We start from the raw sequence: 25,560 nt of genomic DNA, 5'->3' as shown, positions 1-25,560 counted from the left end.
CGAGCAAGCGCTGATCAGCTATTGAGCAAGCGCTCCAGCCCCCTCTTCAAAGGGGTAGGCTCAGGCAGTGTAAAACTCGCCAACAATCGCTGATTGTTGGCGCGCGAATGGCGAATATCGCCCGAGCGCGCCGGCCCGTAAGTGACGGTTGGCAACGTGCCCACCACCTCCTCCAGAGCTTGCAATACTTGCTTAAGCGTAGTGGTACGGTTCCAACCTACGTTGATCGCCCCCAACGGAGTATCCGGGGACTCGATAGCCTGCACCAGTACATCGACCAGGTCTTGCACGTACATGAAGTCACGGGTTTGCTCGCCATCGCCAAACACGGTAATCGGCAGGCCCTGCTGAACGCGCTCACTAAAGATGCTGATCACGCCGGAGTACGGCGATGACGGGTCCTGCCGAGGCCCAAATATATTGAAGAAACGGAAGATCACCGGCTCCAGGCCATGCTGGCGGCGGTAGAAGTCAAAGTAATGCTCACCGGCCAGCTTGTCGGACGCGTAGGGCGTCAACGGTGCCTTGACGGTGGCTTCGTCGATCGACGCACCTTCGCCGTTGTTGCCATACACCGCAGCACTCGATGCATACACCACGCGCTTTACACCAGCTTTGCGCATGGCTTCGCAGACATTCAGGGTGCCGACAAAATTGCTCTGGTGCGTGCTGACCGGATCGTCCACCGACGCCTGTACCGAAGCCACCGCAGCCAGGTGCACCACCGCCATCGCACCGACAGCGGCATGCGCCAGCAACGTCGCATTTGCGACATCCCCCTCCAGCAGCTCCACCTGCGGATTGTCCAACGGCAGGTTACTGCGCTTGCCAGTGGACAAGTTATCCAGCACACGCACGCGATAGCCCTTGGCTACCAGCGCCTCGACCAGGTGCGAGCCAATGAAGCCCGCGCCGCCAGTGATCAATATCAATGGATCGACTTTAATCATTGTTACGAATTTTCTCGACAATCGCCGTAGTAGAGCTGTTTTCAACCAGCCCCAGCACTTTTACTGTGCCACCGTAGGCACTGACGATATCAGCACCGACCACCTGCTCAACCGTGTAGTCACCGCCCTTGACCAGCACGTCCGGCTTGACCTGGGCCAGCAGGTTTTCCGGGGTGCCCTCGGAGAAGCTGATCACCCAGTCCACTGCGCCCAGACCCGCCAATACCGCCATGCGCCGATCCACACTGTTGATCGGGCGGCCCGGGCCTTTCAAGCGACTGACCGATGCATCATCGTTGACCGCGACGATCAAGCGATCGCCTTGGGCACTCGCCTGCTCCAGGTACGTCACATGCCCGGCGTGCAGGATGTCAAAGCAACCGTTGGTGAACACAATGCTTTCGTTATGGGCACGGGCATCATCAATCGCCAGCAGCAATTGCTCCAGCCCCAGCACGCCGCGCTCCGAACCTTCGGAGCGCTGGATCGCACGGCGCAATTCCGGTGCGCTGATGGCCGCAGTACCCAGCTTGCCCACCACAATGCCTGCGGCCAGGTTGGCCAGGGCCACGGCGTGGGGCAGCTCCTCACCGGCCGCGATAGACGCCGCCAGGGTGGAAATCACGGTGTCACCGGCACCGGTAACGTCGAACACTTCACGGGCACGCGCCGGCAGGTGCATCGCCGGATGGCCCGGACGCAGCAGGGTCATGCCGTGCTCGCCACGGGTCACCAGCAGGGCGCCCAGATCGAGATCGGCCATCAGCACCGCGCCCTTGCTCACCAGTTCGTGCTCATCGGCGCAACCGCCGACGATGGTTTCGAACTCACTGAGGTTGGGCGTGAGCAGGCTGGCGCCTCGATAAACCGAGAAGTCCTTGCCCTTGGGATCGGCGAGTACCGGAATGTTGCGAGCCTTGGCGGCCTGGATCAACACCTGGTGATTCTGCAAGGCGCCTTTGCCGTAGTCGGACAACACCAGCACCTTGATACCTTCGAGCAGTGCCTCGACCTGATCGCCAAGGGCCAGGGCGTCGGTGGCGAAGGGTTCTTCGAAATCGATACGCAGCAACTGCTGATGACGGCTCATGACCCGCAGCTTGACGATCGTCGGCTGATGGGCGATGCGCTGGAACAGTGCACGCACGCCGGCACCCTGCAGGCTGTTGGCCAGGCTTTCGGCAGCTTCGTCGTCGCCGGTCACCCCCACCAGGGAGGCCGGAGCGCCGAGGGCAGCAATATTGAGCGCGACGTTGGCAGCGCCACCTGGGCGGTCTTCGATTTGCTCGACCTTGACGACCGGTACCGGCGCCTCAGGGGAAATCCGTGAGGTACCACCATGCCAGTAACGGTCGAGCATGACATCGCCGACCACCAAGACAGCGGCTTGATTGAATCGCGGCATGGACAACTTCATGGAGCAACCCACATACAAAATGAACAGGGCAGCGATATTAGCACAGGGTGAGCGCCGTCTAGTTCGAGAGCTTTAACCGCTGTACATCACGTAGCAAAACGGATCATTTTTTGAGCACGCTCGCCAGAATACGATCCACCGCCTCGGTTATGCCCACCGTATCGGTGTTGATCTCGCAGTCGGCTGCCAGCGGCGCCTCGTAAGGGCTGTCCAGGCCGGTGAACCGCTTGATACGCCCGTCCAGTGCCGCACGGTACAAGCCCTTGGGGTCGCGCCGGGCACAAACGGCAAACGGCGTACTGATGTAAATCTCAAAAAACTGCCCAACCCCGAACAACGCCCTGGCCGACGCCCGATCAATGCTGAATGGCGATATGGCCGAGACAATCACTATCAATCCGGCATCCACCATGAGCCGCGCCACTTCGCCAATGCGTCGGATATTTTCTTTGCGCGCCGTATCGCTCATACCAAGGTCACTGCACAAACCGGTACGCAAGTTATCGCCATCGAGCACGAAGGTATGCCGCCCCTGCTCGCTGAGCCGCACTTCAAGGGCATTAGCCAGGGTCGACTTGCCGGACCCGGACAGGCCCGTCAGCCACAGGCAGCACGGTTGTTGATGCTTGAGTGCCGCCCGCGCCTGCACCGATAACGACAAGGCGAAGGGCCGGATGACGGCAGATTCATTGGATGCAGAGTGGTTACTCATAACCCAGGACCTCGTAGTCGCGTATATAGGCACGCCGAACCAGGCGGCGGGTACGCGTGGAGCAAAACGTCTTGACCGGTTCGCTGCGGCGAGCCAGGGACGTATTCAGATGCGGCAAGGATGCGTTCACGCCGAGGCGTTCACACAGGTACTGGAAGTCTAGATCCAATGACTCGTGGCGCCCGAGAAAATCCATGGCCATCAGGCCCATGTGATCGACTAGAAAGTCGGTCTGTGGGGCGAAGTGCAGTTGGCGGCGCAGGTTGTCCGGGTGCAGCCACCCCGCCACGAAATGGTCAAAGTCTCGGTAGCTGGACAACAGCGTCCGAGCTTGCTGATCGCGGCCATCGGTCTGACTGCTGCGCAGATAGGTATAGGCCGAGTAGGCACGCTCCAGCGGATCGCGTACGAAAGCGAACTTGAAACTGCGTTCGCAGTGTTCCGGGAATTGCTGCTGGTACCAGTAATAGGGCAGATGCCCCGGCCAGCGTCCATCCAGAAGTGCGGAGCAAACGCTGCTGCCTGCACATTTTGGCACGTGGATAAATACGCACCTGCGTCGCTCAAAAGCAGGATTGAGCGCGATCGCCCCAGACAGGGATTTGTTCACCGCCTGACGATCGACTACCGACAACCGCCCCATCAGAAACATCCGTTGTTGCTTGGGAAGCAGTTTCCAGAATAGACGTTGCAACATTTCATCACCCACGCAAGAAGGTTGGCCTTCTCGTTCTCATCCGAATCGAGAAGGCCAACATAACAAACGATAGGCAGCGAATTATTTGGCTTTGGTCAAGCCTGTAAGCGGCTGGATACAAACATCGGGGCGTATTGCACGCCCCGCAGCATCAGGTAATGTCGTTCTTCACCGGTTCGTCCAGCCCCATGGCGTGCAGGCGCGAGTAATAGCCGCCCATGGCCAGCAATTGGACGTGTGTACCACGCTCGACAATCTCGCCGTGGTCCATTACCAGAATCAGGTCAGCTTTCTCGATAGTCGACAAGCGATGCGCGATTACCAGAGTGGTACGGCCCTTCATGACCTTGTCCAGCGCTGCTTGAATATGCCGTTCCGATTCGGTATCCAGTGCAGAAGTCGCCTCATCCAGAATCAATAGTGGCGCATTTTTCAGCAAGGCCCGGGCAATTGCCAGGCGCTGACGCTGCCCACCGGAGAGCAGCACACCGTTTTCACCGACTTCAGTGTCAAGACCATTTGGCAGCTCGGAGATGAAGTCCATGGCGTAGGCATCGGCAGCGGCTTTCTCGATGTCGGCACGCGGAGCGTCGGCAAGGTCCCCGTAGGCAATGTTGTTGGCAACGGTGTCATTGAACAGGGTGACATGCTGGGTCACCTGGGCCACATGCCGGCGCAGGTTGCGCAGACGGTAGTCTTCGATTTCTACCTCGTCCAACAGGATTTCTCCCGTTTCGTGGTGATAGAAACGCGGGATCAGACTGGCAAGGGTCGATTTGCCACTGCCCGAACGTCCAACCAGGGCGACCATCTGTCCAGGCGCTGCGCTGAAGGAGATATTCTTGAGCACTTCACGCTCCGCCCCCGGGTAGGTGAAGCTAAGGTTGCGCACGTCCAGGCGGCCGCTGACGCGTTCACGCTCAACCGTCCCAGTGTCCACCTCAGGTTCTTCATCCAGCTGCTCGAAGATACTCTCGGCGCCAGCCACACCCTTCTGGATGGTCGAGCTGACTTCCGACAACTGACGGATCGGCTTGGGCAACAGGCCTGCGGCGGTGATGTAGGCTACCAGGTCACCGGCCGTGGCATCGCCACGCAGCAACAGCACCAGGAACATCAGCACGGCCATGGCGGTGTAGATCACCAGTTGCAGCATCGGCGTATAGACCGCGCCGGTCTTGTTCATGCGCAGCTGCTTGTCGGTATTGCCTTGGCTGGCAGCGGCAAAGCGGCGCTGCTCATAACCTTCGCCACCGAAGCTGCGTACCACGCGGTAGCCCTGGATGGTTTCCGAGGCCACATGGGTAACGTCGCCCATGGCCACCTGGATCTTCTTGCTCTGCTTGCGGAATTTCTTACTGGTGCTACCCACCATGATCGCGATCAACGGAAGGATCGCCAGCATCACCAAGGTGAGTTTCCAGTTCATCCACAACAGGTAGCCGAACAGGAATACCACCGTCAGACCCTCACGGATCACAACCTTGATTGCATCCGTGGCCGCGCCGGTGACCATGGTCACGTTGAAGGTAATACGGGAAATCAAATGCCCCGAGTTATGGGAGTCGAAGTAGCGGTTAGGCAGGACCAGCAGTTTATTGAACAACTGGACGCGCAGGTCATGCACCAGCCCCAGGGAAACCTTGGCCAGGTAGTAGTTGCCCAGGAAGGACCCCAGCCCTTGCCACGCAGCGATCAGAATGATCAGCAACGGCACGGCCATCAACAGCTTCAAATCCTTGAAGAGCGGGACCTGGGGCAGGAACACCACGTCCGGGTTACTCAAGCCGTCCACGAAGTATTTGAGAATTCCGGCGAGCATCGGCTGGGTGGACGCGAAGATCACGAAGCCCACAATACTCAGCAGAAACATGCCAACGTAGGGTTTCACATAGCCCAGCAGCCTGAGATAAATTTTCAGGCTGGACTCTTGGTCCGCTTTGGGCGGTGCGTCACTCATGGTCAAGCTCACTGATCGGGTAGGACGCGAACTTTATCACAAGCATCGGGCTTGGCCCGAGCCCAGACCAAAACACTGGCCAGTGCGACCGGCAACCAGGAGATGAACCACTCGGCCCGCGGCGTACCTGTCAGGCTGGCAGCGTCGAACTGCATGGCCAGGAACGAAAACACCCACATCCCGATGATGCCCTTGCCGTAGAGCGTGTCGCGCGCCTTCCAGGCTTGCCACAGCACACCGAACCACAAGCCGCACCACAGCAACAGGCCGGGCAGGCCCAACTCGATTGCCACGTGACTGAACAAGTTGTGGGTGTGATCGAAATAGAGGTTATCGGCAAATACCTTGTAACCGCCCCCCAACCCCAGGCCGGTCCACGGATGCTCGGAAATCATCTGCAGCGCCGCCATGAAGATTTGTGGCCGGTAAGAAACGCCCCGGGCCAGCATCAGCGATTGCATGGCAAAAAATACCGCCACCGCCACTATGACCGCGCCGATCGCAACGACCACAGTGCGCCGATCACGGTACCAGGCAGGCATTGCCACAACAGTGAGCAATAATGCCAGCGCGGCACCGCGACTCTGGCTCAACACCACGAACAGCCCCAGGAGCGCGATGGACAGTACCCACATCATCTGCATCCAGCGGCCACGAGGGAGCCAGTGCAGCAGCCATATGGCAGCCAGACCAATGACATAGGCACCCAGGATCGGGTGGGACAATTGGCCCAGACCTTCGAGGCGCGAGGACCAGGCATTGTGCTCAAAGCCATAAAACTTGACGATTGCCACCAGCGACGACAATGCCAGACCAAAACCGCCCCACTGCATCACACGAATAACGCGCTCGGCCTGGCCGCACGCGAACACCGGGAAAAACAACAGGAACACACCGATATACAGCAAGCGCTTGGCCTCGCGCGAAGGGTCTTCGGCGCTGGTCCACAACAGGCTGATCAAGCCCCAGACGGCCAGCAGGCCCACCATCAGGCACAACCAGCGTTGGGCATGCCATACGGCCTTAAGCTGCTCACGCGCGGACCAGGCAAACACCATCGCCGGCAGCCAGAGAAAAAGCGTCAGCCCTTGTTGATAAATCTTGTTGGTCGGCGCGAAGGCAATTGCCAGCAAAAACCACAGCAAACCCAGAATCATCCACCCCTGCGCCCAACGACTTGCTTGCATCACCCGCTCCTGAATCCGTTTAACCTGCCAGGCCGGCATGGTTAAAATCCAAAACTTTCGGCATTATTGCCGATCACTGTGCCCCGCTATTCCCACAAGGCTTTCCAACGATGCAATGTTCAAGGCTTCCCCAAGCCGATTTAAATTCGATGGTTGAAGGCGCCAAAATCCTGGAACAGGACAGCTACGGCCCCAAAGTCTACCTGCTGGCCGACGGAAACATCCTTAAACTGTTTCGCCGCAAACGTCTGCTTTCTTCCGCACTGTTTCGCCCCTACTCCAAACGATTCATCGATAACGTCGCGCAACTGCAACAGCGCGGGATTCCAACCTTGACCGTACTGGCGTTCTTCCAACTGTCCACGCCCGGAATGACGGCAGTGCTGTACCGCCCGTTGCCGGGGGAAACACTGCGCCAGATTTCCAGCCAGGAAGGCTTTGACTGGCACGCGAACCTCGACCCACTGGTAGCACTTATTCGTCGCCTACATGGCGCGGGGATCTACTTCCGCTCCCTGCACCTAGGCAATATCGTCGTCACACCAGACAACGAGATGGGGCTGATCGACGTGGCGGATATGCGTTTTTTGCGCGCACCACTGAACCCGGAGCTCGCACGGCGCAACCTGCAACATTTCGCACGCTATATTGCGCGCGAGAAGCTGAACGAACGCTTTCCAATGCAAGCATTGGAGCAAGCGCTGCTAGCGGCATGAGAACAACCGCTCTGTGGTCTGCTTGAAGTCATCCCAGGCTTGTTCAGGTGCCAGCACCCGCGACTGAGTCTCGACCACCGCGTCGCAGGACGTGGCGAACGCGCACTCCATCAGCTCGCCCCAGGCAACTGGATCATCGACGGGGGCGTACCAGCCTGCGTCGCCCAGTTGCTCGCGGAAGACTGCAAGGTCACTGGTCAGTACGGGAACGCCAGCCATTACCGCCTCTTGCAGGATCAGCCCCAGCCCCTCTTCCGAGGACGGAATCGCCACCCAGTCAAACGCACGGTAGAGGGTCGCCGCCTCAGGCAAATGCCCCGGAAGAGATACCCGGCCCTGTAAACCGAGCTGCTCGATACGCGCCTCTAGCGCTTCCCGTGCGCGCCCTTCGCCGATGATCACCAAGCGGGCGTCCGGTTTATCGGCCGAGACGCTGGCGAAACTCTCCAGCAAACAAGCAAACCCCTTGCCCTCCACCAACCGACCTACCGCACCCAGCACCGGCGAGTCACTCACAGACAACCCCAGACGGGTGCGAGCCTGTTCACGGGGCAGCGCCGCAGCACGGAAAACGGCAGGGTCGAAGGCGCTGCGCAACACCGCCACCGGCCGTTGCAAATAACACTCGAGAGTGCCCGCAAGGGTTTGCGATACCGCGGTCAACGTGAGTTGCGACGCGGGGAACTGCGCAATCAGCTTTTTATCAACGCTGCGCAAACGTGTGGTGCCATGAAAAATCACGACTGCGCGCACATGTGGCAAGCGCTTGAGCACGGGTAGAAGCACTCGTGCGACACCAATCCCATCAAGGAGCACAACTTGCAAATCCTCTGGCAAGGCTTTTTGAAAGCGCGCGCGCATCCAAGGCATCAGCAGCTTCCATAGATGCCGCCCCTTTAGCCGTGCAGAGGACAGATCCCACTCTACGGGCTGCTCGGTCAGGCAATCATTCCTGATCGCACGCCCCTGCAGCAGCCAGGTATGCACAGATACAGATTTGTCGGCGTGGGACAGTATTTGCTGATGTACTTTCTGCACCGAGGCAAATGCAGTACCACCGGCCCACATGATGTTGAGAATACTCATCGAGAAAACCTTGTGCGGCGTGCGTACGGCGATTCGTAATTACTGATGGATCAACCAACCGATGCCGAGCCCAAGGACCAGCATCGCCGCGAGTTTGATTCGCTCCCTTCGCTTGCGTCGCGCTTTCGTTACGCGCTCTTCTGACGTCGACACGTGCAAGCCGAAACCGGTATGAAGGACCGCATCACCTTCCAACGTCACGGCGCCCAGGTTCAACTGCGCGTAACGCTTGGAGAGCCCCTTCTCGCCCTGAAACCCTGCAAACGGCGCGCACAAACGGTATTCCTTTATCCGCCGCAGGCCAGGGTTAAGCGAAAAACCCTGCCACTCCGGCTTGTCGGACAGCAACGGATAACACGGTACACCGCCGATCACCTCACGCGGCCCCAGATGGATATAGGGACTGTGCACTTGCAAGTCGTACACGTAGTTACGCAACCAAACCTGGAGGATATCCGGGCGCTGCTGCAACACTGTCTTGGAATCCTCGATAAACCCCGGTCGATAAAAGGCCCAATCGTCCTCGCAGTGGAATATGTAAGGAGTCTTGACCGACTGGTAGGCCAGATCTATGGATGCCAGCTGTCCAAGCTTTGGTCGGTTGACGAAAAAAACACAGTGGTCATGCCAGTGCTCCGGGATCGCCAGGCGAACAGCGTCATCGCCGGAGTCCTCGGTAATAATGACTTCACGGATATCCGCCGTATTGAACTGGTCGAAGCTCTCGAGCGTGCGCTTCAACAGATCGAAGCGGCCGCAGCTAGTCACGACAAGCGTTATGTCACTTTGATCAGAGAATTGCATCAAAACCTCAAAAGTATCGTGTAACCATCATTTACAGCCACCTGGCATCGGTCAAATACCCAGCTTCAGGCGCAGTCTTTCCAGCAAACTCATGGGCGCTTGCGGCCGCAGGGGTGGTTCAAGCCCTTCCACAATCCGCTGGCCAATACGTGCAAAACTGAACTCGCTGACAGCCAGCGCTTGGCCGCTGCGGGCAATGTTTGCGGCCAATTGAGGGTCGGCCCGCAAGGTCGCCAGCTTTTCCTGCAACTGTGGAATATTTTTGTAGAACACGACATTGACCATATCCTCGAAGCCCAGCGCAGCGTTTTCCCCTGCGCCCTGATCAAAAGCCAACAGCACGCACCCGCAGGCCATAGCCTCGAAGTTCTTGATCATATACTCGCCCATGCCCACATCGGCACTGACGAAAAACCGGATGCGGTTGAGCGTCGCGCAATATTCCTCACCGGACTTCGTACGCGTCACCACCAAAGGCTCAACCTTTGCCAGTTCATCGAGCAGCGCCTTGCGGCCACTATAAGCCACACTGTTGGTACTACCGACAAACGCAAGTTCGATATCACGCTCGCGATCCTGTGGCTGCAGCAGTGCCTGGTCGTAGCCCTTGGGCACGAATACTGCGTCAAAGCCTTCGGCGCGCAGGCGCTCGGTAACCATATAACCGGAGCTGATGACTCGCGCCCACGGCAAACGGCGGTAGTGTGTGCTGAACTTGCCGGTGTATTTGCAGGGAATATAGTTCTGGTAAGCGTCGTGTTCGAGAATCACCAGGTTCGGGATCGTGCGAATAAAGCTGGCCTGACGGATTTCCTGCTTGAAGCGCAGGAAGAACACAATACGGTCATAGCGGCTCACATCGACTTCACGCCGAAAGTAACCACGCAGATTGCGCTGCTCATCACTGCTCAACCAGCGGGTATCACACTCGCAGTGCTGGGCGATGCCTTCATACAAGCGATCCAGAATCGCACGCTGCTCTTTCTGCACCAGAAACAAAACTTTCATGACTTTCCCTTTCACAAACGCCAGAACAACTCATGCCGTCGTACGGCCTTGCGGAAAAATTCGTTATCACCATAGGGGGACGGCACCCGACCGGCCAATGCACGCTGCAGCCAACGCCGCAAACGACGCTTGAACGGCGCCGGGGGTTGCAGGTCATGCATCATGCCGAGCGCCATAGCCTTGTCGCGCTGTTGCGCCAATGACAACGGCAAGCTGAACGGGCTCAGCTCAAGCGTGTCATCGAACTGCGGCGGCAAGGCGATGCCAGTGCTGGTGTCGCCCATCGGCCAACGATCATTGTCATGCAGATGGTTGGCGTAACCCAATATCGTCGCGGGCTGCCATTCCAGTCCCGCCAGGGCCTCAATCACTGCCTGCTGAGCGCAGATGTGATCAGGGTGGGGGTCGAGAACGGGATGAGGCAGCACAATCACCTCGGGCCGTGCCGTCAGCAGTAGCTGGCGCAGATCGGCCAACAGGTTATTCCAGGTTGGCAAACCATCCCGATCGGCCGGCATCGGAAAAGGGTTGAACTGGCGAAACAGACGAATATCCTTGAGATCGGCTTCTCGGGAGGCGACCGCCTGATCGGGTGTGGCACGCATCGCCGACAGCTGCAGGCAGAAATACCCCAACTGCACGCACTGCGCCTGCGGCACCCCGGCCCAACGCGGTACAGCAATGCTGTCCCAGGCACGCAGGCGACCTTTGAGCCTTGAGGCTTCGACCGGGTCCATGCCCATGTCGCGATAGTGCTCGGCTTCGATTTCTCCGGCGGTGATGGTTACGATCCACGGCGCTCGCGCCTGACTGTAAAGACCGAACGCGGCCAGCTCGGCATCGTCGGCATGGGGTGCGATAACCATCACGCGCTGCGCCAAGTAATCCGGCTGGTTCCAGGCCCACAGCCTGGGTGGCCCCTGCACGTCGCAGAACCGTCCGCGCAGTCTCAGTTCACCCGCCATCAAGGCAGGTGCCAAGCCACTGAGGTTGAGGTAACGCATGCCGTTCACACCACGCTCGAAGGCTTGGCGATCCGGGCTTTCGCCGCCGGATATTGCTACGACAGGATCAAAAAAACGCCCCAACCAGCTACTCTTGATCTTAACGGCCAATACCAGGGTCGCATCGGCCGCCAAGCGCTGATCCGTCAGCAGCCGCCCACCTTCCAAGCGAATCCCCGCTACTTCGGCATCCGTCGCAAATCTGTAGCGATAATCTTCATCGGGCGCATAAAACAGATGGTCGGCAAACCACGCCTCATGCGCGACCCAAGCCAGCACGCCGAGTACAAAGGGCAGCCACCACGCAACCCAGACGCCGATCACAACAAGCAACAGCAGGCCAATCAACAGACCAACGCGTTTGTTGCGACGATGGCGCTTGAGCAATTGTTGTTTGCGGCTCATACGCTCAGCACCGGTACAGGATTGCACCAACGGTCCTTGTATTCACGGTCGGCGCGCCCGAAGGAAAACCGTAGCGGCTTACCGACCTCGCGCGCTTGCTCCCAGGCGCTCTGGGTATTGAGGAAGCTCAACACGCTGCCCGGGCTGAATGAGCGGGTTTGGGGATCCACTCCACCGTTGACGTACTCCACGCTGATCCATTCCGGCGACTCGACTCGGTACACCAGTTGCACGGCGATAGGTGCATCGTTGAGGAAAATCACCGAGCCGATCAGCCACTCACGCAGCAGCCCGATCACCTCAGCCATGTGCTCGGCCCCCGTGGCGACGAAGCCCCAGCGGCGCAAGAACAGATCGCAATAGATCGCCGCCAGTTCAGCGTCGGTAAACTCGCTCACCGGCCGTACCACACCACCGGCGTCCTCCAGCAAGCGCAGTTCGCGGCGTTGGTTGTAGCGAAATTTCTTCGACAGTTCTTCCGGAGTACGTGCCATAGCCAATTGCTCGGCCTGAGGCTTGAGACCGCTGAAACGGCCTTCGTTCAAGATCGACAGGTAGCGTGCACGGTGACGCAACGGCGCCTCGGCATTGGCGGCAGCTGGCAGGATCAGCTCGGCATTCCCCAAGTCAAACAGGCCTTTCTTGCCAGCTTGCTTGAGTACGTTCTTGGACAACGCCAGGTCGCGCCCCCAGGTAGCGATGCATGCCTGCCGCTCACCGCCCTGCTCCCAGGCCAGATAGCGCACCGGAATATCAGCCAGCCCGGCCAGGCGCTCGATCACCTGTGGATGGGTGGCGACGCTGCCGCCAAAACGCTGCCAGGCTTCGTCATAGGCAGGTGCGTCGACGACTGACCAGCCCCGCTCGCGCCAGCCTTGGAATCGATTGAGCATCAAACCCCCGCGGTCAGTTCAATAACGTGCGGCAGTTGCCAGAAGGTATCGCGTACCGCCTGATCCGAGAAACATGTACGCAGGCGCTCCAACATCATCTCGGCACACTGGCGTTGTTGATGCTGATCCATCGCCGCCAGGTGTCGCAACCCTTGGGCGAGGTGTTCAGCGTCATTGAAGGGGAACAGGATACCCACTCCTTCGACCACTTCCCGCGCGCCACCACAGGACGTGGCAAGCAACGGCACGCCGGCTGCCATGGCTTCAAGCAGCACCATGCCAAACGGTTCATGGTCGGAGCTCAGGGCAAACACATCAAATGCCCGAAAATAGCGGCGCGCATCCGGCACCTGGCCTAGAAACAGCACCTGATCGGCAATCCCCAATTCCCGAGCCTGGGCTTTCAGATCTTGTTCCAGGCGCCCGGTACCGAGGATCGCCAGGCGACTCTCGACCGGCAAGTGCGGCAGCGCCAGAGCGAAACCCTTAAGCAGAGTGGCCTGGTCTTTGTCCGGGTGCAGTCGGCCAACATTGCCAACCACCCAGTCATCCGGCGACAAGCCCAAGGCATCGCGCGCCTCTAACGCAGGCACCTGAATAGCCTGCAACGCGTCGACTTCAATGCGGTTATACAAGGTCTGAATACGCGCTGCGGGCCAGGCCGGCAGGCAGCGGCGCATGTCATCACGCACAGCGTCAGAAACCCCCAGCAGGCTCAGGCGCTTGCGGAAAAACCCGGCAAACAGCCTGCGGCTGCCGCGCTGGTAATCACCAAAGGCGTGATGTACCCCGATCACCGGCAGCCGTGTGCCAAGCAAAGCGATATAGATCGGCTTGAACCGGTGAGCGATACAGAAACTGAAGTTGCGCGATGCGGCGATTTTGCGCAGTTCGCGGATAGCGCCCAGCTTCAGTCCACGAATGGCCTTGGAGCTGAACTCCATGAACAACACTTCATCAGACGCACAACCAGCGGCCACTTGCGGGTTGGCGACCCCAGTGAGAAACACCGTGGTCACCTTATAACCTGTGCCTGCAAACAAACTGGCGTACTGCCTGGCACAGTCCAGGAAAGGCCCGTCATAGCCGTGGCAGAACTGCAGGATGTGGCGTTCAGCCGAGCGCGTCATAAGGGTCCACGCCGTCCTTGACGACCAAAATGTCTTCCATGATCAGGTATTGCAGGTCCGAGCCGAAGAACATGTTCAGCGCATCGGTGGGCGAGCAGATCATCGCTTCGCCGCGACGGTTGAGCGAGGTGTTCAGGGACACGCCGTTGCCGGTCAGCACTTCCAGCTCTTTCATCATGTCGTAGTAGCGCGGGTTGTATTCGCGCTTGAGTACCTGGGCGCGGGAAGTCCCATCTTCATGCACCACTTCCGGCACGCGGGTCTTCCACTCTTCCGATACTTCAAAGGTGAAGGTCATGAACGGCGCCGGGTGATCGACCTTGATCATCTGCGGGGCCACGGTGTCGAGCATCGACGGGCAGAAAGGCCTCCAGCGCTCGCGGAACTTGATCTGGTGGTTGATGCGGTCAGCCACGCCGGTGGCGCTTGGGCAACCGATGATCGAACGACCGCCCAAGGCACGCGGGCCAAACTCCATGCGGCCCTGGAACCAGGCCACCGGGTTGCCGTCGACCATGATCTTGGCGATGCGCTTGGGCATGTTTTCGATCTTGCGCCAGTTCGGCTTGCTCTCGTGCTTGGCGCACGCGGCGATCACGTCTTCGTTGCTGTAGGACGGGCCGAGATAGACGTGTTCCATCTTCTCGACCGGTACGCCACGGGCATGGGAAACGTAGGCCGCCGCACCGACAGCGGTGCCAGCATCGCCGGAAGCCGGTTGCACGAACAGTTCCTTGACGTCGTCACGGGCGATGATTTTCTGGTTCAGCTTGACGTTCAGCGCACAGCCGCCGGCGAAGGCCAGCTTGCCGGTGTCCTTGAGGATGTCGCCCAGGTAATGGTCGATCATCTGCAGGGCCAGCTTCTCGAACAGCGCCTGCATACTGGCGGCGTAATGGATGTAAGGCTCGTCGGCAATGTCGCCTTCGCGCTTGGGGCCCAACCACTCGATCAGTTTTGGCGAGAAGTAGAAACCCTTGCCCTTCTCTTTGTAGCGGCGCAGGCCAATGACGTTGGCGTAGTCGGTGTTGATCACCAGCTCGCCGTTTTCAAAGGAGGCCAGGCGCGAGAAGTCGTATTTGCTGGCATCGCCGTACGGCGCCATGCCCATGACCTTGAACTCACCGTCGAGCATCTCGAAACCGAGGAACTCGGTGATCGCACCGTACAGGCCCCCTAGAGAGTCCGGATCGTAGAATTCCTTGATCTTGTGGATCTTGCCGTTTTCGCCGTAGCCAAAGAAGGTAGTGGCGTACTCGCCCTTGCCGTCAATGCCCAGGATCGCGGTTTTTTCCTGGAAACCCGAGCAGTGGTAGGCGCTGGAAGCGTGAGCCAAGTGGTGTTCAACCGGTTCGATCTTGATTTTCTTCGGATCGAAGCCCAGTTGCTCCAGGCACCAGACGATCTTGTTGCGATAGCGCTTGTAACGACGGTTGCCCATCAGGATCGCGTCGAGGGCGCGGTCCGGGGCGTACCAGTAGCGCTTGGCGTAGTGCCAGCGTGCCTCGCCGAACAAGCTGATCGGGGCGAATGGGATCGCCACCACGTCAACGTCCGAAGGCTTGATGCCAGCCTGCTCCAGGCAGAACTTCGCCGACTCGTAGGGCATGCGGTTCTTTGCATGTTTGTCGCGTACGAAGCGCTCTTCTTCGGCGGCCGCGATCAGCTTGCCGTCGATATACAGGGCTGCGGAAGGATCATGGCTAAGGGCGCCGGACAGGCCAAGAATCGTCAATGCCACTGGGGTCTAGCCTCTTTTAGTCTGCATACAGGCGCATCGCGCCTGAAAAAAGTGTGCCTCTCGCCTGGGCGAGAAACAGCTAAAGGGCGGGATTATAGCTTAAAAGCAGTAGGAAGCTGTTAGCGGCAAGCTCTTAGAGTTCGATGCTGCCGTCGGCGCTTTGCCGGTAGATCGTGTAGGGCAACAGGAGCGTGTCCGTGATGCCCGAGAGCGGGATATCAATGAGCGTCCATGGCACATTGTTCACTGTCACATCGCCGCGGGAGTTCGGCGGTCCATTCAAAATACACAGGTTATAAGTCACCCCGCTGTAGATACGGGGAACGGACTGGCAATAGGTTTTATTGGCTTTGAGTGATCGAACTGTGACGGCATCGTCACGAAGTGCGGTGGTCACCGTTCCGCAGCCAGCCATCGTCAATGCGATGCACGCCAGCACCAGTACTTTCATGCTCTTTGTGCGCATATTCTGATCTTCTTTTTGGGAGGCCCCGGAATCTAGCAGCTCCGACCTCGCGAACCCAATGCATTAGGAGAAGACAGACGCCGTCGCTTCGTGTGGGAAACTTCCTGTTCCGCCCAATGGCCTGTGAATTCGGCAAAATCGAGGGGAACCGTTAAACTCGCGGTCTTTGCGCCTGCGCCACAGACTCTGCCACTTCATGACATCATCCACTCCCCCCTGCCTTGCCCTGCTCTTGCTGGGCCTGTGCAACAACGCCCAGGCCGTCAATGCGCCACTGATGCTTGACCCCAGCGTGGTCATCGGCTCACGCAGTGCCAGCCCAACGTTCGATTTGCCCTATTCCGTCGACGGTATCAGCCGCGAACAGATCAGCGACGGCCAACTGGGCATCAACGCCTCCGAAGCGCTGTCCCGCGTGCCCGGCCTGGTGGTGCAAAACCGCCAGAACTATGCACAGGACTTGCAGATCTCGTCCCGCGGCTTCGGCGCCCGTTCGGCGTTTGGCGTACGGGGTATCAAGCTGATCGCCGATGGCATCCCCGCCAGCACCCCGGATGGTCAGGGCCAGGCTGCAACCTTCAACCTCGACACCGCCGAGCGCATCGAAGTGCTGCGCGGCCCGGCAGCAACGCTGTATGGCAGTAACGCCGGCGGCGTTATCCAAATGTTCTCCCGCGACGGCGAAGGCCCGCCGCGTGTCGGCGCCGAAACTCTGGTGGGCAGCGACGGCCTGAACAAGAACCACCTCACTGCTGAAGGCGCGGCCAACGGTGCCGGGTTCGTGCTCGATGCCTCGCGCATGGACACCAATGGCTACCGCGACCACAGCAGCGCCCGGCGCGACCAGACTTTCGCCAAGCTCAACGTCGAGCCGGATGACGACAGCAAGCTGGCGTTGATCTACAGCAGCCTGGAGCAGAACGGTACGCAGGATCCGCTGGGGCAAACCTGGACGGCGTACAAGGCCGATCCGCGTTCAGTGAGCGCCAACGCGCTGACCTATAACACGCGCAAAAGCATCGATCATCAGCAAGTAGGGATGAATTACGAGCGCTACATCGGCAATGCGACATTGCAGGTGAATGCGTATACCGGGCGCCGCAGTGTGACTCAGTATCTGTCGATCCCGAAAGGCACACCCGCCAACGAGCGCGGCGGTGGCGTAGTGCAATTCGACCGCAAGTTCTACGGCGGCAGCGTGCGCTGGATGCAGCCGATCGACAGTGCGCCCGGCGACTTGATGATCATCACCGGCCTGGACTTCGACCAAAGCGAAGACAGCCGTCACGGCTATCAGAACTACAACGGCAACACCCTCGGCGTGAAAGGCCAGCTACGCCGCGACGAAATCGACACGGCTCGTAGCCTCGATCCGTATATCCAGGCCAACTGGGCCCTCGACCGCTGGACCCTGCAAGCCGGTATCCGGCACAGCACCATGCAAATGGACGTCGATGATCAATTCCTGAGCAATGGCGACGCCAGCGGCAACAAGACCTACCAGAAAAATACGCCTTCGATGAGCGTGATGTATGCGTTCACGCCCGATCTGCGCGGCTACATCAGCGCAGGCAAGGGCTTTGAAACCCCGACCCAGGCCGAGCTGGCCTATGCACCGGGCAACGTCGAGGGCTTTAACTTCGGTTTGAAGCCGTCTGAAAGTACTCAGTATGAAATAGGTGTGAAGGCGCAACTGAACAACACGCGGATAAATGCCGCAGTGTTTCAGATCACCACCGAAAATGAACTTGTGATCAACAAATCAGATCAAGGCCGCACCAGCTACCAGAACGCCGGTCGCACCTTGCGTCGCGGCTTCGAACTGGGTATGGAAAGCCAGCTGAGCGAGCACTGGAGTACCAGCCTCGCCTATACCCGACTGCAAGCAACCTACGACAGTGATTTCACCAGCGGCACCAACACCATCGACAAGGGCAACTACCTGCCCGGCGTGCCACAAACCACTCTGTTCGCCGAACTGAACTGGAAACCACGGGACTGGGTCAGTACCGCCATCGAAGGCATGTACCGCAGCAAAGTCTATGTCGAAGACACCAACAGCCAACACGCCGCACCGGGCTACAGCGTATTCAACTGGCGGGCACGGTTTGAGCAGAAGGTCGAACACTGGACCTTTCACCAGACCTTGCGCCTGGATAACCTGCTGGATCGCCAATATGTGGGGTCAGTGATCGTGGGTGACAGCAACAGGCGTTACTACGAAGCAGCACCGGGCCGCTCGTGGTATGCAGGCGCCGGGGCTGAATATCAATTCTAATGTAGGAGCGAGCTTGCTCGCGAAAAACGTCAACGATAACGCGTGCATCCTGAATAAACGCAGCATCTATGGTTTTTTCGCGAGCAAGCTCGCTCCTACAGGGCATTGGGGCAAGCCCCCCACATTGGACCTCAAGCGCCCGCTGAAACCACGATGGTTTTAGGCAACCGCTGATCAATCACCTGATACAACGCACTGTCTTGCGGCCAATTGCGCATAAACCGCGCGCGATCCTTGGCATAGGCCGGTGCGAAGCTGGCAACGGAACTGTGCTGACACATGGCATCCAGATCGATCATCGCCCAGCGCCCGTCATTCCAGAACAGGTTATGGCCCTTGAAATCCCCATGGCTGATGCGCTCGCGGATCAGCTCGGCAAACAACTGCTCCAGCGCTTGCAACTCGCTCTCGGGCGCATCGCCGCTTTCAACATACGGCGCAAAACGCTCGATGATGTCCGGCCCTGGCAAAAACTCGGTGACCAGATATGCACGGCTGCGCAACCAGAAAAAGCGCTTCTCCAATACCGCCAGCGGCTTGGGCGTAGCAAAACCGAGAAACGCAAGGCGGTTACCCTCGCGCCAGGAATGCCAGGCCCGGCTCGGGCGCCAGAAGCGCTTGAGCCAGTGGGCGAAGCCCTTGATGTTGTAGCGTTTGATCACCAATGGCCGGCCGGCCACTTCGACCTTGGCCACGCTCGCCGCGCCGCCGGTTTTGTACAGGTGGCCCTGGTCGAGCAATGCGTCTGCCTGCGCCAGCACCGGCAACATGGCCGCTTCTTCTTCGCGACGAATCGCACGCAAGCCAAAGGCGCCACGCACCACGCTGAACAACGTGCATTCGCGGCCAGTCTTGTCCAGGAAGTCTTTCAGGCGCCAGGCGCTGACTTTGCGCACCTGCTTTTCCAGGGCTTGCAGCGGCAAGGCGTGCTCGCCATTACCCAGCAGGTAGTACACCAATAATTCTTCGGTAAACGGTTCAAGATTTTTCGGCAGTTGGGCGAAAAACACGCCGAGGTTTTCCAACACTCGATTGCGCGACAACGGTTTACCCGCCTCTTCGACACGGATGCCTGCGCCATCGATCAAATACAACTTGCCGTCCTGGCGCAGCAGGTTGTCCAGGTGCAGATCTTCCTGCCACAGGCCTTTGGCGTGCATTTGGGCAATTGCGCCCAATGCTTCGGCGAGCACGGCGGTTTGCTCGTCCGCCAACGGCGGCAAATGCTCGACGGTGTGCCAGGCATCGGCCAGGCTTTGGGCGCCTTCGATAAACTCAAACAGCAACCAGCCGCCCTCGCCGTCTTGCAAGCCATCGGCCAGCAGCAATGGCGTGGTCAGGCCTTGCTCGGCCAACAGGCGAACCCCCTTGAGCTCACGCTGAAAGTGCTGCGCGGCCTTGCTGCCGACCAACAATTTTGCCAGCACCGGGCGACCACGCCACACCGCCGCTCCCACGTAACGCTGCCCGGGCAATACCCGCAACAGGCTCAGCAGTTGCAACTGCCCCGAGCCTGCCGCATCCGCCAGATCGACGGTCAACGGCAGGCTGGGGCTACGACCGGCATTTTTCAGCTCGGATAAACGCATCAGCGGTTCTCCTTGTGGCTGCGGCGTGCGGTCAGGCGCTGGTGCCAAGTGGACACCAGGTCACTGTCCTCGGCCTGCTCAAGATACGCCGCCAGCAGTTGGCGCACCTGCGCGTCTGACCATTGCGGCGCGCGACGCAGCAGCGGTTCCAGATCCTTCACCCGGTCACGCCAGCCAAACAGCAACGGGCGGGTTTTTTCCAGATCGATCAGCTGCGCGGCATACCCCTCAGCAGTGGCCTGCAGGAAAATATGCTTGGGGTAAAAACAGCCATGCACCTGGCCGACGCTGTGCAGATGACGCGCCAGCTTGCCGCACGCCAACAGGATCGCACGGTGCTGGGCGGCGCTCAATTGCGGCCACTGCTCCAGCAACGAATCCAGGTCATTCCAACCATCCAGCGCACGGGTAAGCAGCATGGCCCGGCGCTCGCCCTCGACCTTGCGTTCACCGAAGAACGCCGCCTGCAATGCAGGGATTCCGAGCTTTCGATACAGGCTGATATTACGGAATTCGCGAGCAAAACTCGGCTCGCCAAACGGCCGGTGCAAGGTACGCGTCAGGTAGTTGCTCTGGCGCTTGAGGTAGTAGCCCTGGCCTTCAATCTCCAGGCGATACACACTGCTCCAGCCACCGTGACTGGTATTGGGCTCATCCACTGCATCCAGTTGCTTGGCCCACAGGGCATCGAACGTCGTCAGACCGTTGCGCTCAAGCAAGGCGCGGTCTTCGGCCGCCAGGAAGTCACTCATTCGCGTCCCTCAAAAAACTTCACCACGTGACGAATTCGCCGCTTGTCCGACGCCGATAAGTGCGCACTCTGGCGGTATTGAAGGTAGAACCGCAGGCGCTGGGTGGCCGACAGGTGATATTTGGCGACCTTGTCCAGACAGGCCAGGTCCTTGGTGATGCGGTATTTGAGCCAGAAACCGCGCCAGAAATCGCCGTTGGGGCAATCGATCAGGTACAGGGTGCGCTGGTCGTCCACCAGCAGGTTGCGCCACTTCAAGTCGTTATGGGTGAAGCGGTGCTCATGCAGGGTGCGCGTGTATTCGGCGAGCTGGCGACTGATGCTATCGACCCACTGGGGGTCTTTCAGGCGCTCGTCATTGCGCTCGGCCAGCACCGACAAGTCTTCAGTCCTGGGCAGCTCACGGGTAATCATCGCCCCACGGTTATAGGCCAAACCCTTGCGATCCAGGCCCCAGGCGACGACATCAGCCGTAGGGATGCCCCATTTGGCAAAGCGCTTGAGGTTCTGCCATTCGGATTTCACCCGCGGCCTGCCCAGGTAACGGCGCAAGCCTTTGCCGGCACCCACGTAGCGCTTGACGTAATAGTTCACGCCTGCGCGCTCGACCCGGATCACTTCCGACAGCGGATCGCGGGTCAGTTGCTCGCCCTGGAGGGCAAATACCGCGTCCAGGCTTCCAAAGTCATCCGCCAGGGCGGCATAGGCAGGTTCCAGGTTCCAACCCGCCATCAGAGCGCATCCCCGTATCGTTGTTTGCGTGCGTAGAGTTTGTCGGCCTTGGCCTGAAGCCACAGCAACAAAGCACTTTCTTCGGCGAGGATCTGACGCAACGGCTGCTGGAAATAACCTTTGAGAAAGCGCAGTTTGTCGCGGCGGGTCAGGCCAATGTCCAACGCCGAGAAATACAGCGCTGCCAGGTCCTTGTCGCGCCAGCGATGGCTGATCTTGTCGCGGGTCTGGGCGCGATGCAGGTCGATCACCGATAGCTTGAAGTTGTCGGCAGTGACCGGTGTATCGGTGTGCAGCAGGAAGTGGCAGATATAGCAGTCCCGATGATTGACCCCGCCGCGATGCATCATGCCGGTCATGCGCGCCACTTCGGCAATCAGCGCATGTTTGAGGCGCGGCTCGGGCGGCTGCTTGAGCCAGTCGATACTGAAATCTTCCAGGCTGACAGTGGGCGCCAACTCTTCGGTGATGATGAACGAGTGCTGGTCGGCGGGGTTGCTACCGCTTTCACCATAGGCAACAGCGGTCATGGTCGGCACGCCCAGTTCCTGCAAGCGCTGGATTGCCAGCCACTCCTGACCCGCCCCCAGCACCGGCAGCTTGGCGGTGACCAGGTTTTTGACGATCTCGCCCCAGCCAATTCCGCGATGAATCTTCACAAAATAGCCACGCCCCTCCACCTCGGTACGCAACGTGCGACGCGCTTCGAGTTCCCGGTACACCTCGCCTTGCAACCCCTCGACAGCGGCGAACGCATCGCGCCCGGCCCAGAGGGTCTTGAATGGTTCGGCAAGCATCAACTTCATGGTTTTGGCTCCGCCAGAATCACATCCGCAGCGTGCTGCGGCATGCTGTAGAGGTCAGCCGTCTCAGCGAAGGCCAACCCATTGCGGCTCCAGGCCGCGCGCTGTGCAGAATCGGTCAACATCCGCGTCAGGTACTCATTGAGCTGCGATTGTTCATACGGCTCACTCAGGACCAGGCCGCTGTCGGCTTCGGCGATGTAATGGGCATAACCACACACAGCCGAGACCAGTACCGGCAACCCAGCAACCAGGGCTTCGAGCAACACCGTGCCGGTATTTTCGTTATACGCCGGGTGGATCAACAGGTCGGCACCCAGCAGGAAGCGCGGAATATCGCTACGCCCCTTAAGGAACTGCACATTATCGCCCAAGCCCAATGTTGCGCTCTGCAGTTGGAATACCTTGGGGTCGTCCTGGCCGATTACAAACAGACGGGTACGTTTCTTCAGCTCGGACGGCAACGCGGCCAGCGCCTTGAGGCTGCGGTCGACGCCCTTGGTCTTGAAGCCCGAGCCTATTTGCACCACCAGCAAGTCGTCATCAGCCAGGCTGAACTCCTTGCGAAATCCCTCGCGAACCGCGGCCGCATCGGGCGGAGCACGCCGGTCCAGGGCAATACCCGGAGGCAGCAAGTGGAAACGCGTGAGCGGGGTATCGTAGTGCTTGATGAACAGCGGCTGCTGCACCTCGGAGATCATCAGGATTTCGGTCTTGGCGTCCCTGGCGAACACGGCGCGCTCATAGTCGGCAAAGTGTTTGTAGCGACCAAAATAACGGTACAGCGAATGACGCAAGTTTTGCGCCTTGTCTTCAAAACAGCCATCGGCGGCGTAATACACGTCCAGACCCGGCATTTTGTTAAAGCCGATCAGACGGTCCACCGGGCGCTTGGAGAGGTCGGCTTCCATCCAGGCGCTGAGCTTCTCGTTGCGTCGATGGTTGAAGAATGCCTTGACCGGCGCCACCAGCACTTCAAAGCCTTCGGGGATGTCGCCTTCCCAGATCAGCGTATAGACACGAATCTTGTGGCCGCGCTGCTGGCACTCCAGGGCAATGCGCATAAAGTCGCGCTGCAAGCCACCGAAGGGAAAGTACTTGTACAGAACAAAAGCCAATTGCATCAGTGCTGCTCCTCAGCCAGTAACAACGTGCTCAGCCGGCTTGCTACACGCTCAGGATTCAAGCGCGTGAAGCACAGGGGCGACTCACGCTTGATGTCGAACCGCCGCAGGTCGTCGGCGGTAGGTTGATAAGTACACTGCTTTTGCAGGCACGGCGCACACGGCCAGTCGCTGGCCAAATGGATCTGACCCTTGCCGTAAGCGCCCGTAAGGCCCGGATTGGTGGGGCCGAACAGGGAAATGGTGGGTACATCCAGCGCTGCCGCCAGGTGACCGAGGCCGGTGTCTACCGCCACACAGGCACGTGCGCCCGCCAACACGCCGGCGACACCCGCCAGGTTGAGTTTGGGCAGCACTTCGGCGTTGGGCAGGCCCTGGGCCAGGCGCTCGGCCCGCGCCTTTTCGGCGGCGTTGCCCCACGGCAGTTTCACGTCCACGCCCAGGCGGCCCATGCGCTCCGCCAGCTCACGCCAATAGGCTTCGGGCCAGTGCTTGGTGTCCCAGGTGGTGCCGTGCAACAGCAACACAAAGGGTTTTTTCGGTGGCAGGCCAAGCAGCTTTTCGACGCTCAAGCCATAGTCGCCCAAGCCTTTGGGCAGGTCGTAGCCCAGGGCCACGGCGAACAGCTGGCGCAAGCGCTCCACCGCATGTTGCCCACGGGCCACGGCCAAACGCCGTGAATAAAAACGCGCAGCGAGCGGCTCACGGGCCGAGTGTTTATCAAACCCGGCCACCGGGGCACGCACATAGCGGGTCAGCCAGGCGCTTTTCAGCAGACCCTGGGCGTCGATCACCAGGTCATACTTGGTCGACTGCACGGCCTGTTTGAAACGCCGCCATTCGCCACTTTTGATGGTCTGCCAAAGGTTTTTGCGCCAGCGGCGGATCGCCACCGGGATCACCTTGTCCACCGCCGGGTGCCAGGTCGGAATTTCGGCAAAGCCTTCTTCCACCGCCCAATCAAAGCGGATGCCGGGGATCGCCCGTGCCGCATCGGTCAACGCCGGCAAGGCATGGATTACATCGCCCAGGGATGAGGTCTTGACTACCAGTACCCGCAACTCAGCGAACCTCGACCACGTCGCCCTGCAACCGCTGCAAGGCATCGGTTACCGGCTGCGGCAGCAATTGGCGCAGGCAGTTGTAGTGGCCGAAGCGGCAGGTGCGGTCAAAACACGGGCTGCAATCCAGGCCCAGGCGCACCACTTCGACCTTGTCGGCCAACGGCGGGGTGAAGCCTGGGGAGGTGGAGCCGTACACCGCCACCAGCGGGCGGTTCAGCGCCGCCGCCACATGCATCAGGCCGGAGTCGTTGGACACCACCGAGTCGGCGCAGGACAACAAGTCGATGGCCTCAGCCAGGGACGTGTCGCCACTGAGGTTCACCGCCTCTTCGCGCAGGCCGGGAATCAGGCGCTGGCGAATGTCCTCACCCACCGAGTGATCATTCTTGGAGCCGAACAGCCACACCTGCCAACCTTCGCGGATCTTGGTCTCGGCGACTTTGGCATAATGCTCCGACGGCCAGCGCTTGGACTCGCCAAACTCGGCACCCGGGCACAAGGCCAATACCGGCCGATCAAGGCTGAGGCCGAACTTGGCCAGCGCCGCGTCGCGGGTCACCGGGTCGATCTGCAAGCTGGGGCGCGGGTACGGCGTGGGCAATTGAGCACCAGGCTCGTAGGCCAGGGCCATGAAACGCTCGATCATCAGCGGGTAGCGGGTTTTATCCAGGGTGCGTACGTCATTGAGCAGCACGTAGCGAAACTCACCGCGCCAGCCGGTGCGCTTGGGGATGCCGGCAAAAAAAGGCACCAGCGCCGACTTGAGCGAGTTGGGCAACAGGATCGCCTGATCGTACTGGCCGGCCATGGATTTGCCGATGCGTCGACGGGTCGCCAGTTCCAGGGCGCCGTGGCCGAGCGGGAAGCTCAAGGCCTTGCGCACCTCTGGCATACGTTCAAGGATCGGTCGGCTCCACTCAGGGGCGAGCACGTCGATCTGGCAATCTGGATAGCGCTGGCGCAGGCACTGGAACAGTGTCTGTGCCATCACCATGTCACCGACCCAACTGGGCCCAACGATCAGAATATTCATGTAGTTTCCA

General features: G+C 59.6%; 23 protein-coding genes. 2 read left to right on the top strand and 21 right to left on the bottom strand.

Going from position 1 to position 25,560, the window contains the following annotated elements:
- Positions 1 to 14: 14 nt before the first annotated feature.
- From TX23_RS13415 to TX23_RS13390, 6 genes are all read right to left on the bottom strand, one after another.
- Positions 15 to 950 (bottom strand): NAD-dependent epimerase/dehydratase family protein, encoded by a 936-nt coding sequence (locus TX23_RS13415; protein ID WP_057702560.1) that lies wholly within the window; start codon positions 948 to 950, stop codon positions 15 to 17.
- Positions 943 to 2,367 carry a bifunctional D-glycero-beta-D-manno-heptose-7-phosphate kinase/D-glycero-beta-D-manno-heptose 1-phosphate adenylyltransferase HldE gene (hldE, locus tag TX23_RS13410; protein ID WP_057702559.1) on the bottom strand — a complete coding sequence of 475 codons (1,425 nt, stop codon included), beginning with the start codon at positions 2,365 to 2,367 and terminating at the stop codon, positions 943 to 945. The genes TX23_RS13415 and hldE overlap by 8 nt, the downstream gene beginning before the upstream one ends.
- Before the next feature lie 103 nt (positions 2,368 to 2,470).
- Complete coding sequence (cysC, locus tag TX23_RS13405) at positions 2,471 to 3,079, bottom strand: adenylyl-sulfate kinase (RefSeq protein ID WP_057702558.1); 609 nt, start codon at positions 3,077 to 3,079, stop codon at positions 2,471 to 2,473.
- Complete coding sequence (locus TX23_RS13400) at positions 3,072 to 3,776, bottom strand: sulfotransferase family 2 domain-containing protein (RefSeq protein ID WP_057702557.1); 705 nt, start codon at positions 3,774 to 3,776, stop codon at positions 3,072 to 3,074. The genes cysC and TX23_RS13400 overlap by 8 nt, the downstream gene beginning before the upstream one ends.
- Before the next feature lie 151 nt (positions 3,777 to 3,927).
- Entirely contained in the window at positions 3,928 to 5,736 is a 1,809-nt protein-coding gene (gene msbA / locus TX23_RS13395; protein WP_057702556.1) for a lipid A export permease/ATP-binding protein MsbA, read from the bottom strand.
- Positions 5,737 to 5,744: 8 nt separating this feature from the next.
- A complete protein-coding gene (locus TX23_RS13390; RefSeq protein WP_057702555.1) occupies positions 5,745 to 6,923 on the bottom strand; it encodes an O-antigen ligase family protein in 1,179 nt (392 codons plus the stop codon).
- A 149-nt stretch (positions 6,924 to 7,072) separates the two neighbouring features.
- Between TX23_RS13390 and TX23_RS13385 the strand changes: the two genes are divergently transcribed.
- A complete protein-coding gene (locus TX23_RS13385) occupies positions 7,073 to 7,639 on the top strand; it encodes a BUD32 family EKC/KEOPS complex subunit (protein WP_186559550.1) in 567 nt (188 codons plus the stop codon).
- On the opposite strand, the gene TX23_RS13380 is transcribed toward TX23_RS13385, so the two are convergent.
- From TX23_RS13380 to TX23_RS13345, 8 genes are all read right to left on the bottom strand, one after another.
- Positions 7,628 to 8,725 (bottom strand): glycosyltransferase family 4 protein, encoded by a 1,098-nt coding sequence (locus TX23_RS13380; RefSeq protein ID WP_057702553.1) that lies wholly within the window; start codon positions 8,723 to 8,725, stop codon positions 7,628 to 7,630. The genes TX23_RS13385 and TX23_RS13380 overlap by 12 nt on opposite strands.
- Positions 8,726 to 8,764: 39 nt before the next feature.
- Positions 8,765 to 9,529: a glycosyltransferase family 2 protein gene (locus tag TX23_RS13375; RefSeq protein ID WP_057702552.1), complete on the bottom strand. Its 765-nt coding sequence runs from the start codon at positions 9,527 to 9,529 to the stop codon at positions 8,765 to 8,767.
- Positions 9,530 to 9,580: 51 nt separating this feature from the next.
- Positions 9,581 to 10,537, bottom strand: coding sequence for a glycosyltransferase family protein (locus TX23_RS13370; protein ID WP_057702551.1), 957 nt, complete (start codon positions 10,535 to 10,537; stop codon positions 9,581 to 9,583).
- Positions 10,538 to 10,548: 11 nt separating this feature from the next.
- Positions 10,549 to 11,946, bottom strand: coding sequence for a PIG-L deacetylase family protein (locus TX23_RS13365; RefSeq protein ID WP_057702550.1), 1,398 nt, complete (start codon positions 11,944 to 11,946; stop codon positions 10,549 to 10,551).
- Complete coding sequence (locus TX23_RS13360) at positions 11,943 to 12,839, bottom strand: GNAT family N-acetyltransferase (protein WP_057702549.1); 897 nt, start codon at positions 12,837 to 12,839, stop codon at positions 11,943 to 11,945. Before TX23_RS13360 ends, TX23_RS13365 begins: the two co-directional genes overlap by 4 nt.
- Positions 12,839 to 13,969: a glycosyltransferase gene (locus TX23_RS13355; RefSeq protein ID WP_057702548.1), complete on the bottom strand. Its 1,131-nt coding sequence runs from the start codon at positions 13,967 to 13,969 to the stop codon at positions 12,839 to 12,841. Before TX23_RS13355 ends, TX23_RS13360 begins: the two co-directional genes overlap by 1 nt.
- Positions 13,953 to 15,710 (bottom strand): carbamoyltransferase family protein, encoded by a 1,758-nt coding sequence (locus TX23_RS13350; protein ID WP_057702547.1) that lies wholly within the window; start codon positions 15,708 to 15,710, stop codon positions 13,953 to 13,955. The genes TX23_RS13355 and TX23_RS13350 overlap by 17 nt, the downstream gene beginning before the upstream one ends.
- A 133-nt stretch (positions 15,711 to 15,843) precedes the next feature.
- Positions 15,844 to 16,176, bottom strand: coding sequence for a YceK/YidQ family lipoprotein (locus TX23_RS13345; RefSeq protein WP_082629618.1), 333 nt, complete (start codon positions 16,174 to 16,176; stop codon positions 15,844 to 15,846).
- A gap of 196 nt (positions 16,177 to 16,372) precedes the next feature.
- Between TX23_RS13345 and TX23_RS13340 the strand changes: the two genes are divergently transcribed.
- The gene (locus tag TX23_RS13340) at positions 16,373 to 18,454 is read left to right on the top strand and encodes a TonB-dependent receptor family protein (protein WP_057702546.1); all 2,082 of its coding nucleotides are present in this window, start codon (positions 16,373 to 16,375) and stop codon (positions 18,452 to 18,454) included.
- Positions 18,455 to 18,585: 131 nt separating this feature from the next.
- Here TX23_RS13340 and TX23_RS13335 read toward each other — a convergent pair whose 3' ends face one another.
- The 7 genes from TX23_RS13335 to waaF are packed head-to-tail and all read right to left on the bottom strand — an operon-like array spanning position 18,586 to position 25,550.
- The gene (locus tag TX23_RS13335; protein ID WP_057702545.1) at positions 18,586 to 20,043 is read right to left on the bottom strand and encodes a lipopolysaccharide kinase InaA family protein; all 1,458 of its coding nucleotides are present in this window, start codon (positions 20,041 to 20,043) and stop codon (positions 18,586 to 18,588) included.
- On the bottom strand, positions 20,043 to 20,795 hold the full coding sequence (locus TX23_RS13330; RefSeq protein WP_057702544.1) for a lipopolysaccharide kinase InaA family protein: 753 nt from the start codon (positions 20,793 to 20,795) through the stop codon (positions 20,043 to 20,045). The genes TX23_RS13335 and TX23_RS13330 overlap by 1 nt, the downstream gene beginning before the upstream one ends.
- Positions 20,792 to 21,526, bottom strand: a complete 735-nt coding sequence (locus tag TX23_RS13325; protein WP_057702543.1) for a lipopolysaccharide kinase InaA family protein — start codon at positions 21,524 to 21,526, stop codon at positions 20,792 to 20,794. Before TX23_RS13325 ends, TX23_RS13330 begins: the two co-directional genes overlap by 4 nt.
- A complete protein-coding gene (gene rfaP, locus TX23_RS13320) occupies positions 21,526 to 22,332 on the bottom strand; it encodes a lipopolysaccharide core heptose(I) kinase RfaP (RefSeq protein WP_057702542.1) in 807 nt (268 codons plus the stop codon). The genes TX23_RS13325 and rfaP overlap by 1 nt, the downstream gene beginning before the upstream one ends.
- Complete coding sequence (locus TX23_RS13315; protein ID WP_057702541.1) at positions 22,329 to 23,453, bottom strand: glycosyltransferase family 4 protein; 1,125 nt, start codon at positions 23,451 to 23,453, stop codon at positions 22,329 to 22,331. Before TX23_RS13315 ends, rfaP begins: the two co-directional genes overlap by 4 nt.
- The gene (gene waaC / locus TX23_RS13310) at positions 23,453 to 24,514 is read right to left on the bottom strand and encodes a lipopolysaccharide heptosyltransferase I (protein WP_057702540.1); all 1,062 of its coding nucleotides are present in this window, start codon (positions 24,512 to 24,514) and stop codon (positions 23,453 to 23,455) included. The genes TX23_RS13315 and waaC overlap by 1 nt, the downstream gene beginning before the upstream one ends.
- A 1-nt stretch (position 24,515) precedes the next feature.
- On the bottom strand, positions 24,516 to 25,550 hold the full coding sequence (gene waaF / locus TX23_RS13305; protein WP_057702539.1) for a lipopolysaccharide heptosyltransferase II: 1,035 nt from the start codon (positions 25,548 to 25,550) through the stop codon (positions 24,516 to 24,518).
- Positions 25,551 to 25,560: the final 10 nt, after the last annotated feature.

It is taken from the genome of Pseudomonas paralactis, from assembly GCF_001439735.1.
In the GTDB taxonomy this organism is placed as follows: domain Bacteria; phylum Pseudomonadota; class Gammaproteobacteria; order Pseudomonadales; family Pseudomonadaceae; genus Aquipseudomonas; species Aquipseudomonas paralactis.
The sequence above is the reverse complement of the archived record's forward strand: the minus strand, read 5'-3'. Positions and strand labels throughout refer to the sequence as shown.

Coding starts and splice junctions, on each gene's coding strand:
- TX23_RS13415 (WP_057702560.1), bottom strand. CDS start 950: ATGATTAAAGTCGATCCATTGATATTGATCACTGGCGGCGCGGGCTTC.
- hldE (WP_057702559.1), bottom strand. CDS start 2,367: ATGAAGTTGTCCATGCCGCGATTCAATCAAGCCGCTGTCTTGGTGGTC.
- cysC (WP_057702558.1), bottom strand. CDS start 3,079: ATGAGTAACCACTCTGCATCCAATGAATCTGCCGTCATCCGGCCCTTC.
- TX23_RS13400 (WP_057702557.1), bottom strand. CDS start 3,776: ATGTTGCAACGTCTATTCTGGAAACTGCTTCCCAAGCAACAACGGATG.
- msbA (WP_057702556.1), bottom strand. CDS start 5,736: ATGAGTGACGCACCGCCCAAAGCGGACCAAGAGTCCAGCCTGAAAATT.
- TX23_RS13390 (WP_057702555.1), bottom strand. CDS start 6,923: ATGCAAGCAAGTCGTTGGGCGCAGGGGTGGATGATTCTGGGTTTGCTG.
- TX23_RS13385 (WP_186559550.1), top strand. CDS start 7,073: ATGGTTGAAGGCGCCAAAATCCTGGAACAGGACAGCTACGGCCCCAAA.
- TX23_RS13380 (WP_057702553.1), bottom strand. CDS start 8,725: ATGAGTATTCTCAACATCATGTGGGCCGGTGGTACTGCATTTGCCTCG.
- TX23_RS13375 (WP_057702552.1), bottom strand. CDS start 9,529: ATGCAATTCTCTGATCAAAGTGACATAACGCTTGTCGTGACTAGCTGC.
- TX23_RS13370 (WP_057702551.1), bottom strand. CDS start 10,537: ATGAAAGTTTTGTTTCTGGTGCAGAAAGAGCAGCGTGCGATTCTGGAT.
- TX23_RS13365 (WP_057702550.1), bottom strand. CDS start 11,946: ATGAGCCGCAAACAACAATTGCTCAAGCGCCATCGTCGCAACAAACGC.
- TX23_RS13360 (WP_057702549.1), bottom strand. CDS start 12,839: ATGCTCAATCGATTCCAAGGCTGGCGCGAGCGGGGCTGGTCAGTCGTC.
- TX23_RS13355 (WP_057702548.1), bottom strand. CDS start 13,969: ATGACGCGCTCGGCTGAACGCCACATCCTGCAGTTCTGCCACGGCTAT.
- TX23_RS13345 (WP_082629618.1), bottom strand. CDS start 16,176: ATGCGCACAAAGAGCATGAAAGTACTGGTGCTGGCGTGCATCGCATTG.
- TX23_RS13340 (WP_057702546.1), top strand. CDS start 16,373: ATGACATCATCCACTCCCCCCTGCCTTGCCCTGCTCTTGCTGGGCCTG.
- TX23_RS13335 (WP_057702545.1), bottom strand. CDS start 20,043: ATGCGTTTATCCGAGCTGAAAAATGCCGGTCGTAGCCCCAGCCTGCCG.
- TX23_RS13330 (WP_057702544.1), bottom strand. CDS start 20,795: ATGAGTGACTTCCTGGCGGCCGAAGACCGCGCCTTGCTTGAGCGCAAC.
- TX23_RS13325 (WP_057702543.1), bottom strand. CDS start 21,526: ATGGCGGGTTGGAACCTGGAACCTGCCTATGCCGCCCTGGCGGATGAC.
- rfaP (WP_057702542.1), bottom strand. CDS start 22,332: ATGAAGTTGATGCTTGCCGAACCATTCAAGACCCTCTGGGCCGGGCGC.
- TX23_RS13315 (WP_057702541.1), bottom strand. CDS start 23,453: ATGCAATTGGCTTTTGTTCTGTACAAGTACTTTCCCTTCGGTGGCTTG.
- waaF (WP_057702539.1), bottom strand. CDS start 25,550: ATGAATATTCTGATCGTTGGGCCCAGTTGGGTCGGTGACATGGTGATG.